At 68.5% G+C, this 14,211-nt stretch carries 11 protein-coding genes, 1 tRNA gene and 3 pseudogenes; 9 read left to right on the forward strand and 6 right to left on the reverse strand.

Annotated features, from left to right (window positions below):
* Positions 1-340 (forward strand): annotated as a pseudogene (locus tag ACWCP0_RS37155) (hypothetical protein); the annotation flags it as partial.
* Between the two features lie 377 nt (positions 341-717).
* Here ACWCP0_RS37155 and ACWCP0_RS37160 read toward each other — a convergent pair.
* Entirely contained in the window at positions 718-1,206 is a 489-nt protein-coding gene (locus ACWCP0_RS37160) for a hypothetical protein (protein ID WP_451083164.1), read from the reverse strand.
* A gap of 350 nt (positions 1,207-1,556) precedes the next feature.
* Entirely contained in the window at positions 1,557-1,730 is a 174-nt protein-coding gene (locus ACWCP0_RS37165; protein WP_451083165.1) for a hypothetical protein, read from the reverse strand.
* A gap of 166 nt (positions 1,731-1,896) precedes the next feature.
* Here ACWCP0_RS37165 and ACWCP0_RS37170 point away from each other — a divergent pair.
* The 4 genes and pseudogenes from ACWCP0_RS37170 to ACWCP0_RS37185 all read left to right on the forward strand — a co-directional run.
* A pseudogene (locus tag ACWCP0_RS37170) lies at positions 1,897-2,040 on the forward strand (transcriptional regulator); the annotation flags it as partial.
* Between the two features lie 726 nt (positions 2,041-2,766).
* Complete coding sequence (locus ACWCP0_RS37175; RefSeq protein ID WP_451083166.1) at positions 2,767-3,750, forward strand: hypothetical protein; 984 nt, start codon at positions 2,767-2,769, stop codon at positions 3,748-3,750.
* A 25-nt stretch (positions 3,751-3,775) separates the two neighbouring features.
* Positions 3,776-4,504: a type 1 glutamine amidotransferase gene (locus tag ACWCP0_RS37180; protein WP_451083167.1), complete on the forward strand. Its 729-nt coding sequence runs from the start codon at positions 3,776-3,778 to the stop codon at positions 4,502-4,504.
* Between the two features lie 334 nt (positions 4,505-4,838).
* Positions 4,839-4,913, forward strand: a tRNA-Gln gene (locus tag ACWCP0_RS37185).
* Positions 4,914-5,540: 627 nt separating this feature from the next.
* Here the strand turns inward: ACWCP0_RS37185 and ACWCP0_RS37190 are convergent.
* Complete coding sequence (locus ACWCP0_RS37190) at positions 5,541-6,095, reverse strand: DUF2087 domain-containing protein (protein WP_451083168.1); 555 nt, start codon at positions 6,093-6,095, stop codon at positions 5,541-5,543.
* A 146-nt stretch (positions 6,096-6,241) separates the two neighbouring features.
* Here ACWCP0_RS37190 and ACWCP0_RS37195 point away from each other — a divergent pair.
* A pseudogene (locus ACWCP0_RS37195) lies at positions 6,242-6,486 on the forward strand (restriction endonuclease); the annotation flags it as partial.
* Between the two features lie 402 nt (positions 6,487-6,888).
* Here ACWCP0_RS37195 and ACWCP0_RS37200 read toward each other — a convergent pair.
* Both ACWCP0_RS37200 and ACWCP0_RS37205 read right to left on the reverse strand, forming a co-directional pair.
* Complete coding sequence (locus ACWCP0_RS37200; RefSeq protein ID WP_451083169.1) at positions 6,889-7,995, reverse strand: helix-turn-helix domain-containing protein; 1,107 nt, start codon at positions 7,993-7,995, stop codon at positions 6,889-6,891.
* A gap of 151 nt (positions 7,996-8,146) precedes the next feature.
* Complete coding sequence (locus ACWCP0_RS37205; RefSeq protein ID WP_451083170.1) at positions 8,147-8,710, reverse strand: hypothetical protein; 564 nt, start codon at positions 8,708-8,710, stop codon at positions 8,147-8,149.
* A gap of 1,272 nt (positions 8,711-9,982) precedes the next feature.
* On the opposite strand from ACWCP0_RS37205, the gene ACWCP0_RS37210 reads away from it, so the two are divergent.
* From ACWCP0_RS37210 to ACWCP0_RS37220, 3 genes are all read left to right on the forward strand, one after another.
* Positions 9,983-10,414: a peptidase inhibitor family I36 protein gene (locus tag ACWCP0_RS37210; RefSeq protein ID WP_451083171.1), complete on the forward strand. Its 432-nt coding sequence runs from the start codon at positions 9,983-9,985 to the stop codon at positions 10,412-10,414.
* Entirely contained in the window at positions 10,348-11,346 is a 999-nt protein-coding gene (locus tag ACWCP0_RS37215; RefSeq protein WP_451083172.1) for a hypothetical protein, read from the forward strand. Before ACWCP0_RS37210 ends, ACWCP0_RS37215 begins: the two co-directional genes overlap by 67 nt.
* A gap of 355 nt (positions 11,347-11,701) precedes the next feature.
* On the forward strand, positions 11,702-12,730 hold the full coding sequence (locus tag ACWCP0_RS37220) for a phosphotransferase (RefSeq protein WP_451083173.1): 1,029 nt from the start codon (positions 11,702-11,704) through the stop codon (positions 12,728-12,730).
* A gap of 250 nt (positions 12,731-12,980) precedes the next feature.
* Here the strand turns inward: ACWCP0_RS37220 and fxlM are convergent, their stop codons facing one another.
* Positions 12,981-14,201 carry a methyltransferase, FxLD system gene (fxlM, locus tag ACWCP0_RS37225; RefSeq protein WP_451083174.1) on the reverse strand — a complete coding sequence of 407 codons (1,221 nt, stop codon included), beginning with the start codon at positions 14,199-14,201 and terminating at the stop codon, positions 12,981-12,983.
* Positions 14,202-14,211 lie beyond the last annotated feature (10 nt).

The raw sequence follows: 14,211 nt of genomic DNA on the forward strand, positions 1-14,211 counted from the left end.
CCATCTCCCCGGCCCATTCCCCCTGCATGTCTACAAGACTGGCCCCGACTCCACCGAGCCGGGGCCAAAACCCGAGATTTTCAGCAGTCTTCTAGGTGTCTCGTGCGGCGGCGCGCTTATCTACGGGGCCCCGGGACGCCGGGAGCTCAGTGGAGCGCGTCAGCTGCTGGAAAGACACCGACAAGGTGGGCAGAGCAGCCTGACCCACGCCGAGGAGAAGCTCGCCCAACTCGACGCCCAGATCTCCCGGAAGAAGGAGTCTGTCGACCTGGGAAATCCCACCTTCCGGGAGATCGTTGCACGCATCACCGCGGTGGCCGCATCGCCGGAGCCTTCGTGACCTGGACGGTTGTCACCTCCGGCGATGCTCAGTGAATGTTTGAGTACCTCAGAAGTGCAGGTCCACCGACCACTCAGGCTCCCGCCTGACGGCCCGCCGCACTTCGGGCATCGGTGGACGAGCCAACAGATCCCAGCAAGCAAGGGGTTGGTGCTGCACGCGGCTACGGATCAGACGGCACGCGGCCACGGCGAGGAGATCGCCCTGAGTGGCGCGCTGCGGGCGGTGGCCCGTGTGCGCCGGCAGTCATCGGTCGACACAGGCGTGCCCTCGACCGCCAAGGCGCGCTGCGTCGTGCGCCGTGACGGTCGGGGTTACGCCGCACCTCCGTTCCGACTCTGCCGCACTCCGGGGCCGTGAGGAGCAGCGCCCGGAGGTCACTTGGAGAGGTGGAGGGTCAGCTCGGTCTGCGTGGCGGCGACATTGGTGCCGTCCATATAGCCGCGGGCCTCGCGGAAGGCGCCGGTACCGCCGGTGATCGCGAGCCTGAACTTGGTGGGGAAGCTGTCGATGAAGGGCGCGAAGCCCTGCAGGGTGATGTCACCCTTGGTCAACCGGAGGGTGGACTCGCACTGCCGCAGACGCTGCTCGAGGCTGACGACGGTGCAGACGAAGCCGCCGGTGCCCGCCGATTGACCGTTCTGGAAGAACTCCGAAAAGCCCACGGCCTCGTCGCCGAGACTGAGTCCTGGGTCACCCACGTCGACGAGGGCGAATTCTCTTAGGAAGTCATCCAGCTTGATGACCTTCTCACCACGCGGGCTGGGGTCGCGGTCCGGGGAGGCAGCCTGCGCGAGCGGTGCCCATGCGAGGACCGCGGCGAGCGCGGTGACCGCGACCGGCCCCATTGCCTTGAAACGACGCATCGTGCGTCTCCTTCGAGCTCGATGGACTGACAAGCGGCAATTCCGCGCGCCACTTATCAATCCATTCATGGCTCAATCGGAAGCCCGCTACATCAGGCGCGCATTGGCTGTGCAGAAAGACGACCCGATCGGACGCGCGGGCGATCCGCATCGGATCCCGACATCAGACGTGTGGTGTTCGGGACGAAGAGGTCGTGGACCCACAGTCGCGCGAATGTCGTCGAGCTGCAGTCCCTGGCTGTCTGAGCGGCTGGCGTATTGCTCCCAGTTGAGTGATTGGGCGGGCGGCAGCTTCCGGTACCGGCAGTCCGACGGGGCCTGTGGGTTCGTTTCGGTGGCGGCTGGCGTGGTCATTGGGGCTCCGGGCCGTGGTTGGGCCACTGGGTGAACCCGATGTGGAAGTAGTGCGGGCCGTCGTGGCCAGGGCGGAGCGTGCAGCGCATCTGGGTGCCGGGCTTCTTGATCCAGCAGTAGCAGGGGATCACTACCCGGCCGGGCGTGGTGTACGGCGTTCGCGGGCTCACTACGCGGCCTTGCCAGCATGCTCGGCTGCCGCGATGAGCCCGCGCCGGTCACGGCAGGGTGTGCACGCGAACAGTGGGTACGGCGCACCGGAAGCGCGTTCGATCGTCGCAATCGTCTGAGCCGACGCAGAGGGACCGTCGTGCCAGTGGCACCAGCCCTGAGTTCGAGTTGGTCTCTGCGCAGCTGAGGACCACCCAGCCCTCTGAGATCGGCTTGTATCTCAAAGCCTTCGAAGAACTGCGGAGTATCGCGGTCTATGGGGCTCAGGCCCGCGCACTCATCACAAGGGCCGTCGAGGCGTTGCACTGACCTGCGCAGACGGACGATCAAACCGGGTACGAGTCCTGATGGCCGGCAATCGCGCCAGTCACCGCAGGTACGTCGGAACGCAACCGCCGTCCCAAGCGGTCAACCCACGTGTCCCCGCGTCTGGTTGGCCGAGTCCGGAGGAGGCCCGTGACCGGCTTCGCCGCGGCGGCCCGGGCCGGTCGGCGCTGGCTCGCCGCGCAGCATCCACCCCCACGTGGTGAGCGAGGTCGGGTAGATCCGCGCGGCGGACTCGCGATGCCCGCACCGGTGAGGTACCGATCGACCGCCGCTTCGTACGACGGCGGCGGGGCGGACTGCTTCGCCGACACCGCCTGCGCCCTGGCATCTAACGCGGCCCTCATCGATCACGACGCGGACGCCCCTGAGCTTCGCGGTTCAGAGTGATTACGGCGGCACGGGCACGAGGCCGCCATATCTGGGTTCGCCTCTGCCGCCTCGCTGGAGTGGCCTGGCAGTAGGTCCGCTACTGCCAACGCCAACTCGCCTCAGATCGGCCCACGCATCAAGCAGAAGAGCCAGAATAGGCCCATGGCCAACTCAACTCCGCCCGAAGAAAGTCTAGTTGGACTCACGGGAGATGCCTGGATCACCTTCACCGCGCCCTTTTACGCGGAAGGGAACCCGCTGGAGCCGAGGGAACCCTGCACCCTTCCGCCCGGTGACGACCTCGACGGAACCGGTCTTCTCCTGCGAAGACCGGTGTCGTTGAGCCCGTTACTCCAGGGCTCGCTCACGTACGGGGAGCCGACGGTGGACCTGCTCACCACTTTCGTCGGCAGCGACGAGTGGCACGGCGAACTCCAGCGCCGTCTCAAGGACCTCCTGGCCGCCCAAACCGGCCAGTCGCTGCTGGACATGGTCGATGTCATCGGCATGGTCTTCCCCGACGGCTACAGCTCGATCGCCGTCACGCTGCGCCTGCCCGAGGGCTGGGATGCGCGCTACCGGGACTCGACACACGCCGGTCTCGGCCGGGCCGGACGCGAGCTCCTGGCAGCCGAGTTGAGATCCATGCTGCTGCCTCCCGCGGAGCGGCTGCTGCGCCGCTGCGGCGCCGGCGAGACGGCGGCCGTACCGTACTTCAACCTCACCTACGTGGGCAGCACCGACCACCCGGATCCCGGCAGAGCCTGCCTCAGCGACGACCTGCGGCCGCTGGTCTACCCCGACTCGCCGATGCCGCTCGCCTCCAAATCGCCCTGGCGCGACGAGTTCCTCTTCGCGGGCTACGCGTACAACCTGCTGGCGACGCCGGATCCGAAGGCCGCCGCCGAGAAGTTCAGGCTACTGCTCCTCATCCTCGACGTGTCCTACATCCGGCTGGCCCGCACTGCCGCGGCGGCCGACGACGCGCTGCGCCGTGGACAACGCGCCGACGCGCGTTGGCTCTCGGAGCTGGAGCACCGGCTGCGATCCGAGTACCAGGCGCTGGTCACACCGACGTTCAGCTACGACCACCATGCCCTGAGGACGCGCGACGCGGTCCTGCAAGCCTGGGCGGCGGGCAACCTGCAGAGCCGGGCCGCGGACCTTCTCTCGACGGTCCGGCAGACGGTTGACTTACGGTTGGCCGAGGACCAGGCGCGCCGGATCCGCAAGGTGAACCTTGTGGTGGCGATCCTGACTGTCCTTTCAGGGGTGGCGACCGCCGAAGCAGCGATCTCGCTCTACGACCACTTCTTCGGATGAGTCGGATGAAAATGAAGGAGCAGTGATGACAGAGACCGATGCGGTGGTCTGGGTAGCCGACGGCCTGGCCGCCGAGGGACTTGACTACGGCGAGCGGCTCGTGGAGCGGCTGACTGGGCAGGGCCTGCGCGTCGAGCGGCGCGACCTGACCACCGCCACCGCTGATGACATACCCGGCGGGCGCCTGCACGTCCTGTCCGGCGGTTCGACCTCAGTGAACGACGCCTCCGGATGGATGCCCCAGGGGATGGCGGTCACCCGTCTCCTCGTCGAGGCCGCTCAGCGCGGGGAACACGCGGTGATCGGCGTATGCCTTGGATCCCAGATGATCGCCGAAGCGCTCTGGCCCGGTCAGGGGTCCGTGCGCGCCGCCGGCAGGATCGAGGTGGGCCTCACCGAGGTCCGCTGGCGGGAGGACGAGCGGACCGACGACGGCGAACAGTTCGTCGTCCCGGCCTTCCACTACGAGGAACTCGACCCCGGGCCGCTCCTGGAAGGCAACGCCCACGTGGTCGCGGACAACGGCCACTCACCTGTCCAGGGCTACCGTTACGGCCCCCGGATCTGGGGGGTCCAGTTCCATCCCGAGTTCGGACCCGCCGATGTCCGCCGGATCGTCCTGCACCACCGCCGCACCATCGAGACCTACCATGGCGACGTCCGGGACGCCCTGAACTCCGTGGACCGCTACGCGTCCTCGTGGAGCCTCGCCCCGTTCACCCGTCTTGTGCAGCACGCCCTCCAGCAGGCCTGACGGCGGGGCCGACAGGCCTCAGCGCGTCGGCGCGTACTTGACGCGCAGGGTGGCGGCACGTCCTCAGCGCGGCTCTGGCGGTCGCGCTGCCTCGGCATGTTCGGCCAGGGTCGGCCTCGGACGGTGACGCCTTGCGGGCGTGAAAACTGATGGGGTGGCGGCCGGGCGCCGCTCCGGCTCTCAAGGCCTGAGCGACACCCCCGGGCAGAACACGCTGTATCAAGCAGGACAGGGGTAATGTCGCCCGAGACGTGCCCCGTCGCGTGACGCTTGTCAGCGCCCGCGGCGAGGACACCCTGGCTGGACCGAACTCCCGCAGTGACAGCCGGAGCAGTGGGATATGGGGTAATTGGCAGCCCGACGGTTTCTGGTTCCGTTAGTTCAGGTTCGAGTCCTGGTATCCCAGCCAAGCACGGAATGCCAAGGGCACAGGATTCAGCACGGGTGAGGTTTCACGACCTGGAGGCGCCGACCCTGCTGGCCATCTGCACGTCGGCGTCATCGTGGCGCCATGCGCTGAGCACTCACGTTCCGCCCGGCGGCCTCGCGCCGCCGGGCCGGGACGCGACCTGAGCATCCGCATGGGGCCGGCAAACCCCGTGGCTACTTCCCCGACGCCCCCAGGTGTCAGCAGCCGGTCACCATCGTCGCCCTGCTTGCCACCCCGGAGGCCGCCCGCCCCGCCATGCCCACCGACCCCGACGTCATCCCGCTGCGGAGGACCCCCTGAACGACTCGGCCTGAACGTTACTGATCATCGGGCCCGGCGGCCTTCGACCACCGGGCCACAGCCGTTGCTGCGCGTAGGACAACGGGAACACTGAATCTCCTCTGGTCACGGGACCGGCCGGGCGGGCACGCGCTGTCAGGCTAGGTGGCCGGTGCGGGGCGGTTACGGCAGTAGGACCGGCAGTGCTGCGGCAGTTCACGCCAGGCTCCGCGTCTCGTCTCTCCGTGTCGTCGGTGTCTCCGGACATGCCGAAGGGCCCGCCGGAGGCGGGCCCTTCGCAACGCCGCGCGGTGTGCGCCGGCCGGATCAGAGCACGGGCTGGATGTCGGTACGCAGCCAGTAGCGGCCGCCCTCACGGCCGAGCAGGCACAGGTCGACGAGGTAGCGCCGCACGGTCACGTGGTCCGTACCGGCTCCCTCGCACCAGACCTTCAGCTTCTCGTTGACCGCACGCTCGTCGTACTCGGCGCCCTCGGCGAACGTACGGTGCGTCAGATGCTGGAGCACGACACGGCGACGGCCCCACTGGGACGGCAGCTGGATCAGACGGTCGTCACGGACGAAGGTGCGCAGCAGGTGTTCGACCTGTGCGTCCTCGTACCCGTGCAGCTCGGGCTCCTCGGTGGTGCGGTTGTCGCGCACGATCTGCTTGAAGTGTTCCGTGTCCGAGGTGAGCCGCCCGTCGGCGTCGCTCACGATTCCACCGGCGCGCAGCCGGCGCAGCGCGATGCCGGTCTCCTTGGCGGAGAGGCCGGCGGCCTCCGCGACGGCGGTGGGTGAGGAGGCCCCGAGGACCACCGCGGAGAACGCCCGCAGCCTGGTGGGCTCGGCGAGCAACGCGACAACGGCTTCAGGCCTCATTCGGGGTCAACTCTTATCTCGTGCGGGGCAGGAGGGGCTCGGTGCGGAACATCGCATCCCGATCCTCCGTAGGGCCAGCGAGCGCGTCAACCGACTTCCGGAGAGCTGCCCATAAGCTGCCGGTGGCGAGCCCGGGATGCGGGATCGGCAGGCGCTGGGTGATCCAGTGCAAGCACCGTTGCAACGGTGACAAGGGCTCGGCGATCGGCACTCCGGACCTGCACGTCCTGAACGGCACGGCGCGCGGCAGCTGCACGGCGCGGACATCGTCGTGCTGGTCACCAATGGGCGCTTCTTGGCGAAGTGCGCGCCTCTGGCGAAGTCTCAGCGGCTTCACCTGGTCGACCGCCGGCTGCTGGCGGAGTGGGCCTGTTCGCGCCCGCTGTGGTAGCTGCTCTGGCAGATCCCTCCTCCTTTTCGGAGGTCCGCCGTGTCAGAAGGCTTCACGAACGAGACTGCCGAGGCAGTCCCGTTGGTGAAGCCGTCGCCGTAGCTTCCGCGAACGGATGTGCGACGCTCGTCCGGCACCGCGGTTAGACCCGGCTGGTCATTTCGACGCAGTCCAAACGGGCGGGAGCTGGCCGACCTCTGCGGGCATGGACTGTTCGAGCTGGTCGACGCCGTGCTTATCGAGTACGGAACGGTCCAGTAGCGGCTGCGGAAACTGCCCGCCAGGGTCGTGGTCCACCTGCTGGAGCCTTTCCGCATCGGCACCCGGCTGGATGCGGCCCGCCATTGCCCGGCCCCGTACTCGCGCCCAACAGACAGCGCCGAGGTAGCTCTGGCCTCCTCATCACACTTGCTGATCGAGGCGGGTGCGATCGAGCGTGCCGGAGTGTGTTCGGGAAGTCTTGGACGGTACCGGCCAGGTGGTCGGCGGTGCGGGCCGACTGCTCGTGCTCGCGATGCGTCGGTAGTCGCCGGGTGGCATGCCATAGACGGCCCGGAAGGTGCGGCTGAAGTGCGAGGAGTCGGTGAACCCCCAACGGGCGGCGACCGCTGCGACGGGACGGCGGCTCAAGTCCGGGTCGGCCAGGTCGCGGCGGCAGCGCTCCAGTCGGCGGTGGCGTATCCACGCGGCCACCGGCAGGTCCTGTTCTGTGAAGAGCCGGTGCAGGTGGCGCAGCGAGATCTGGCACTCGGCCGCGACGGCGGCCGGGGTGAGGCCGGGGTCGCCGAGGTGCTGATCGATGAAGGCATGGATCCGCAGAAGCAGGGCCCGGCGGTGGATCTCGGGCGGCACCCCACGCTCGGCGTCCAGATGGTGCGCGCACAGGGCGGTCAGCAGGTCGACGGCAACCGTGGCAAGACGCGGCCCGTCGGCCACGGTGTAGGAGTCGGCGCCAGCGGCGACCTGCTTGAGGTAGCTGGCCAGGAGGGAGCCCACTCCATCCGTGCCCGGCAGCGGCATCGCAGTGAGGGAACGAACCCGGTCCGCCGCGAGAGGCAAGAGTGTTCGGGGGAGTTGCAGCAGGATGCCCTTGACCCGGCCGCGGTCCGCGTGGGCCCACCCGTGCCATGGCCGCGAGGTGTCGTACATCATGATCTGACCTACGCTGCTGGTCGCATCCCTGCCGCCGTGGACGATCCCGTGGCTGCCGTGCAGGTTCAGCATCAGCTGGTACTGCTCGGGGTCGGACCGCCGGATCAGCTTCGCCGGCCGGGACGTCACCAGCGACGGGTACGCCACCGCCGACACCAGCACCGATCCCAGATCCGTCATGCGCAGGCCGGCCCGAAAATCTGAGGCGTGATCGCTGTGCAGCGTGTTCGGTACCAGCGTGTTGTCAGTCAGGTCGCACCAGCTTCCGAACCGCTCCCGTCTCGGTAAGTCGCTCGTCCTGAACTCCGCCACCATCACCATGGATCCCCCAAGTCCCAGCATCTCGGCGGCCACCATTGACCAAGCCCCGCCACAAGGTCAAGACGGCGCACAAGCAACTGACTCCCCCCGGCAGCACCCCGATCGCTGTCGTACCTGCCGCTGCGGGTCAAAGGCGGCAAGATCCGCCCCAAACCCGTCGTCCCGCTCGCCCTCCACGCCTGGAGCGCTACCTCGACGGCCGCACCGACGGACCGCGCGCAGCCGCTCTCTGCCGATCACCTCGGCTTCGATGCTGGGGAAGATCTCGTTGTCGACGTGCGGGTGCCGGAGCGCCTTGCGGTGCTCCTCCTCGCCGGCGCGGTGCTTGTCGGAACTTGTTGGGGAAGTCGTACAGGCAGGCGCCCATGAAGTAGGTCGTGACGCCAGCCCCGCCTTCGAAGGTCCAGCTGCCTTCGACGAAGGCGCGCCGACGCAAGCGGGGCAGGGCGAGAGCCACGGTCATGGTCGCCAGCTCCTCGCGCAGGTCGCTGTCGGAAGTCAGACGCTCCAGGTCGAGCTCGTGCGGGTTGAGGCCGTAGCCGCAGCTCCCGGCCATCGTGAAGATCCAGCTGGAGTACATCCAGGCGCGCAGCACCGAGATGGCGTACCGGACGAGTTTGTTCTCGAAGGCCTCGTACCGGGATCCCGTGAAGCCGTCCTTAGCCAGCAACCGGACGAGCTGCTGGTCGGCCATGCGCCGGTCGAGGCTCTCCTGGAGTCGCTGGGCCTCCTTTCTCTGCCGTGGTCCCATCCCCTTCCAGTCGGCCCGCACGGGCGCATCGAGTGCTCACCGAAAGGTTGTAGGTCCCGGGCGCGTGCGGCCGCGGACTGCCCGCCCGCGTCGTCGCCCTGCATTCCCGTCCGCTCTCTCTTCCGGTTGTCGTCCGCCCGCCATGGAGTAACCGGGACTGTCCGCCCGCCCGTCACGACCCCGGTGTGCGGGTGCTTCTCGCCGGACCAGCCCTTGGCCGGCACGACTGACCAGGGCAGGTGCGGCAGAAGGCTTCGTACTCGCTCGGGCCCGATGAAGGCGGATCGCGGATGGCGCGCGGCCCGGAAATTGGGAGGGGCTGGGTCGGGCGGTGATGGAGCCGGCCCCACCGAGGAGCAGCTGATGGAGAACGCCCGTTGGCGTGAGCTGGTGCGGGAGCTGTCCATCCAGGTATCGACCCACCTGTACTGGGCCACCCTCGAAGGTGAGGCGGTGGTGAAGGGCTGGGCGTCGAGAGCTTTGGAGGAAAGGTATCGACCGCGACCGGTATGCAGCAGCCGCACACCACGGCCGCGGCTGAGCCAATCACCCTCACCACCCTTTCGGGCCCGATGCCGCGGGTGCCGGAGACCGTGCTGTTGTGCGGCCGACCGCCTTGGTGCAGCCGTCCAGTCCAGCACCCCAGGGCACTCCAGTGGGGGTGCCGCGCGGATACGGCCACGTAGGACTCGGGACGCGCGCGACGCGCGCGGAGAGAGAGGGGATGGCCCCGCGTCACGTGCGACGGGAAGCGAGATATTCGAGCCCAGAGCACTGTCATGAGGGCTGACTCACACCAGGCAAGACCGTCTCGGATGCGGCAGAACGCAAGCCAGGGAGGATGCACGGTGCTGTGCGCTCCCTGCCCCGGCTCTTTCGGGACCAGGGCACCACCGTCGCCGGGTGGATCCGCGCCGTCGGCTGGAGCGCTGCCGCCGGGCCCTGGCCGACCCCCTCCTACGCTTCCGCCCGTCCGCGCCATCGCCGGCCGCTGGGGGTTCACCGATCCCGCGCACTTCAGCCGCGCCTTCCGCGCCGCCTACGGACACAGTTCCAGGGACTACCGCCAGGAGCGTCAGTAGCCTGCCCGCGCCTCCACGTGGCACGCATCGTCAACCACTTGTCGCTGGTTGACAACGACTTCCCATGCGTCACCCGCGACACTCAAGGCGCCTGGTTGCGCCGCCTTGTCGTGACAGGTGCGACAGACGTGGCCATCCGGCCAGATGTGCCCACGACAGGAGAGTCGGGGGTAAGAGAAGGGGAGGAAGTATGCGTTTCACAGTTCCGCGGCGGATCGCGGCTGCCGCTGCCGGTACCATCCTGGCCGCCGGTGCGGGGGTGTTCGTATCCGCTCCGGCCGCCCAGGCCGCGTACAGCGACTGCCCTCAGGAGAGCGGGTACCTCTGCTTCTGGCAAGACGCCGGTTACTCGGGCGGGCCAGGAAAGCTGTCCGGCAGCAACACCGACTGGCGCGCCTTCAGCCGCCCCAACTGCCAGTCCGGCACGTGGAACGACTGCGCCTCGTCCATTGCCAACGAGGGCCTGAACTGCGAGGCGGTGGTCCACGAGCACCCTAACTACGGGGGCTCCTCGTGGGTGATCAATCGCGACACCTCCGCCGCGAACCTGACTCAATGGAGCAAGCCGAGCGGCGGCAACTGGAACGACGTCATCAGCTCCAACCGCTGGTGGTGCGGGTAGGCGATGACGGGATGCGACTGATGGGCCGACGTACCGCTGTCGGAGCAGCCGTCGCCCTGCTGGTCGCGGGAGTTGCCGGCTGCGCGCAAGCGCAGTCGGCAAGCCCGGACGGCCGGTCCGCCAAGACGGTACTCAGCAGCGCCGCCCTGGACCTGGCCGCTCGCGCCGGGCCCTACCGCGACGATCAGCGAGTACTGCAGCAGGCGGAGTACGAGCTAACCCGGCGCTGCATGGCCGCGCGAGGCTTCGACTATCCGACCTCGGACGGCGGAAGCATCGGCAACGATGATTCCTGGCAGCCGGATCTGGAAACCCGGCGCAGCCGCGGATACGGGTTCGCAGACCCCGCCCCGTCGCCTGGCGACCAGTACCCGCCCGGCCTTCCCGCTGCAGAGCGGGACTCCTATGTCCGTGCCCTCACCGGCGATCCTGAACGGCGTGCCGTGCTGCGGCTGTCCAGTGGGCCGGAGTTCACCTTCGGCGCCACCGGCTGTATCGCCGAGAGCAGGATCGTTCTGTACGGCGACGTCATCGACGCGGCCCGTGTCTCCTATGTGCCGCAGGAAGCCCATAACGCGCTGAACGTCCCGATTGCTGATAGTTCCGCCATGCGTGAGGCCATGGCGCTGTGGACCTCCTGCATGAGAGACCGGGGATATCCGTATGACTCGATGGAGGCAGCCCGTGCCGCTGCGCGCCAAAGCCACGACACGGCGGGCAGTGCGGACGCCGCGCGGCGGGCCGAGATCCGCATAGCCGTCGCCGACGGGGAGTGCGCGCTGGTCGCGGGTATGCCCGGGGTGGTCGACCAGGTGGGGCGCCGGCACGCGGCCAGACTTACCGCGGAGCAGCGAGCCGACCTCAACCTCGCCACCGAGCTGCGCGCAAAGGCGCTTGAGAAGGCCCGCAGCATTGCGAAGGGTAGTCCCTAGGCTGGTGCGAATCTGCAGGTGAGTGTCGCTCGGGCCAGCGGTGACATGTGCGGTTCGTGTCGCCGCTGTTTCGTTGAGGAGCTGGGGTTCTGCATCGGTGGTAGGACTCTTTCGCCCGCTCCGGCCAGGGCAGCAACCCAGGAAGAGGCGGTCGAGTAGGAACCACGCAGAGTGTGCGGGCGTTCAACGGCCGACAGTCCCCCACACGAGCAACTCGCTGCTACAGCTACGCGAGACCACAATTAGAGAATGCTGCGGTGTGCGCCGGCCCATCGCCCCCGAATGAGGTGAGATGGGCGATCTTGTGTGCCTGGGGGTGCACTGTGCTTGCGTATCGTCCCTGGGGGATACGACCGTGGCGGCAAGGACTGATATCGCCGACGGCGTGCTCGCCGAGCTGATCAACATTTTCGGTCTTGGAGAGGTGGGGGAGCGCCGCTACCTCGCCGACGGGCTGATGAATGCGAACTGGAGGGTGGACACGTCGGCCGGGGCCTTCGCTCTCAAGCGGGTCACGGACGTGCCGCTGGATCGGCTGCGCCGCAACCTCGGGGTGCTGGCTTCACTTGCCGCCGATGGTGTCCCGGTGAGTGCTCCCGTCGTCACCGCATCCGGTTCGCTCGTCGCCGAGGTCGGCGGCGGCATCTGGTGTCTGTTCCCGTGGGCGGCCGGCGCCCACGTCCGGGGGGTTGACCTCAGCCTGTCCCAGGCGGCCTCGCTGGGCGCGCATCTGGGCCGCCTGCACGTCAGCCTGGGCCGGGCCTGCAGCCGGGGTCTGCTGCCCGGTGTGCCCGAAACGGTCACCGCGGACATTACGTCTCCGGAGCGGGCGGTGGAGAAGGCCGACCGGCTGTCCGCGGTGGTGGCCGCCAATGGCACGGACAGCGGTTTCGACAGGATGGCTGCGGCCGCCCTCGACCACCGGCGGGTGCTGATCGGCAAGTACGCCGACCACCGTCCGCAGCATGCGGCCCCCGTCGGCGGGCATGGGTGGACGCATGGTGACGTTCAGTACCGGAACCTGCTCTGGGAGGGCGGGGATCTTGCCGCCGTCCTCGATTGGGACCGGGTAGGAGTTCGCCCGTACGCGGAAGAAGTCGCACGGACGGCGCAGGTGCAGTTCGGGGTGGACGGGGTGTTCGACCTCGCCCGCCTGTCGGCGTTCGTCGGCGGCTATAGGTCCGTGGTGCCGCTGGAATCCTCCGCCCTCGTGGACGGTGCTCGTCGGCTGTGGTGGAAGCGGATGACGGACTTCTGGCAGCTGGAGTTCCACTACGACCGTGGCGACTTCTCCTGCGACGAGCTGTTCACTGCGGACGAGGCGCTGCTGCACTGGTGGACGGACCGGCTGGATCAGGTCGAGGACGCATTCGCCGCAGGGTAGATCCCGAGCCTTTCGAGGTCCGGCAGGAGTGGCCGGGCCAGAATAGCCGCGCGCTGCCGGGCCTGCTTCCCACGCGTGACGTCCCGTAGGTTCGTCAGGCGTCAGGCGAGGAGCGGTTCTGCCTGCTGCCTCAGTTCCTCGACCTCGGGCACGTGCCGGTAGCCCTGAGCGTTACACCTTGATCGCTGTCAGTGTCCCGACACGTCGAAGCCCCCGCCGAGGCGGGGGCTTCGGGGCGCGCGCTACCGGATCAGTACGAGATCACCATGCGGGCCGATGGCTTCTCGATGACGTAGCCGTCGGCGAGTTGGCCGTCCGGGGTTCCTGCCGGGTAGAGGCTGATCACGGGCTCCGCGGCCCGGGCACCGCCCCACGCCCGAATCTGTGCGCACAGCCGCTCCGCGAGAGCGCCGCCGACCGGGCCGTACCCGACAGCGCCGAGCCGGAACCGGGGCTCGGCGCCTTCCTCGGCCGCGACGCGCTCCAGGGTGAGGTACGCCAGTGACTCGCCTTCAACGATCGCGGGGCTGAGGGCGGGCTTCGCGGGGCGCTGGAGCCCCGCGTCGATGGCGGCAGGTTTCACGGTGATGCGGCAGGTGGCCGGCTCGGTGGCGGACAGGCGCAGCCAGATCCCGTCGAACGATTCGACGGGGCCTACGGTCGTGTCGGTCCAGATGACGGTGCCCGGCTGGGAGATGGACGTGCGAAGGGCTGTTGGCTCGATGGGCTGGTCGTAATCCCAGAACAGGCGGATCAGGTGGTCGTCGTTGATGTAGCTGCTACGTTCCGCGTCCTCCCCGATCATGGGCAGAAAGCCGCACATCTTGACGGAGTCGGACTGGAGCCGGTCAGGTTCGCGGACGAACGCGACGCTGCGGGTCAGTCCTCGCCAGCGCAGGGGGATGACGAGCCGGCCGCCGGGGGTGAGCTGGTTCTGCATGGCGGGGGAGGGGTCCCAGACGCCGACGGTGGCGATGATGCGGTCGAACGGGGCGTACTCCTCGGCTCCGAGCGCGCCGTCGCGGGTGAGTACCTCGATGTCGCTGTTGCCGGTGGCGTCGAGTGTCTTGCGGGCGTACGCGGTTACGTCGCTGTCGATGTCGCCGGTGATGACACGGCCGGTGGGTCCGACGAGGAGGCGCATGTAGGCGGCGTTCACTCCGGTGCCGGCGCCGATCTCGAAGACCCGGTGCCCCTCTTCGAGCTGGAGCTGGACGAGCATGAAGAAGACGACGTCGGGCTGCGAGGCGCAGCTGAACGGCAGGGCGTCTTCGGCCGGGTTGTCCTTGATGGTCACGGCCTGGTTGGCGTAGGCGGTCTCGACGCTGACGCCGGGGAGGAATTCGTGACGGGGTACCGTCCGCATGGCCTGCTCGACCCGCGGATCGTAGAGCCCGGCCACTCGTTCCTGCACGATCGCGTCGACCAGCCGGTTCCGCAGAACTGCGGGGTCGGGGGCGGTGGGGTTCATCGGATTCCTT

The organism is Streptomyces sp. NPDC001970, from assembly GCF_053594115.1.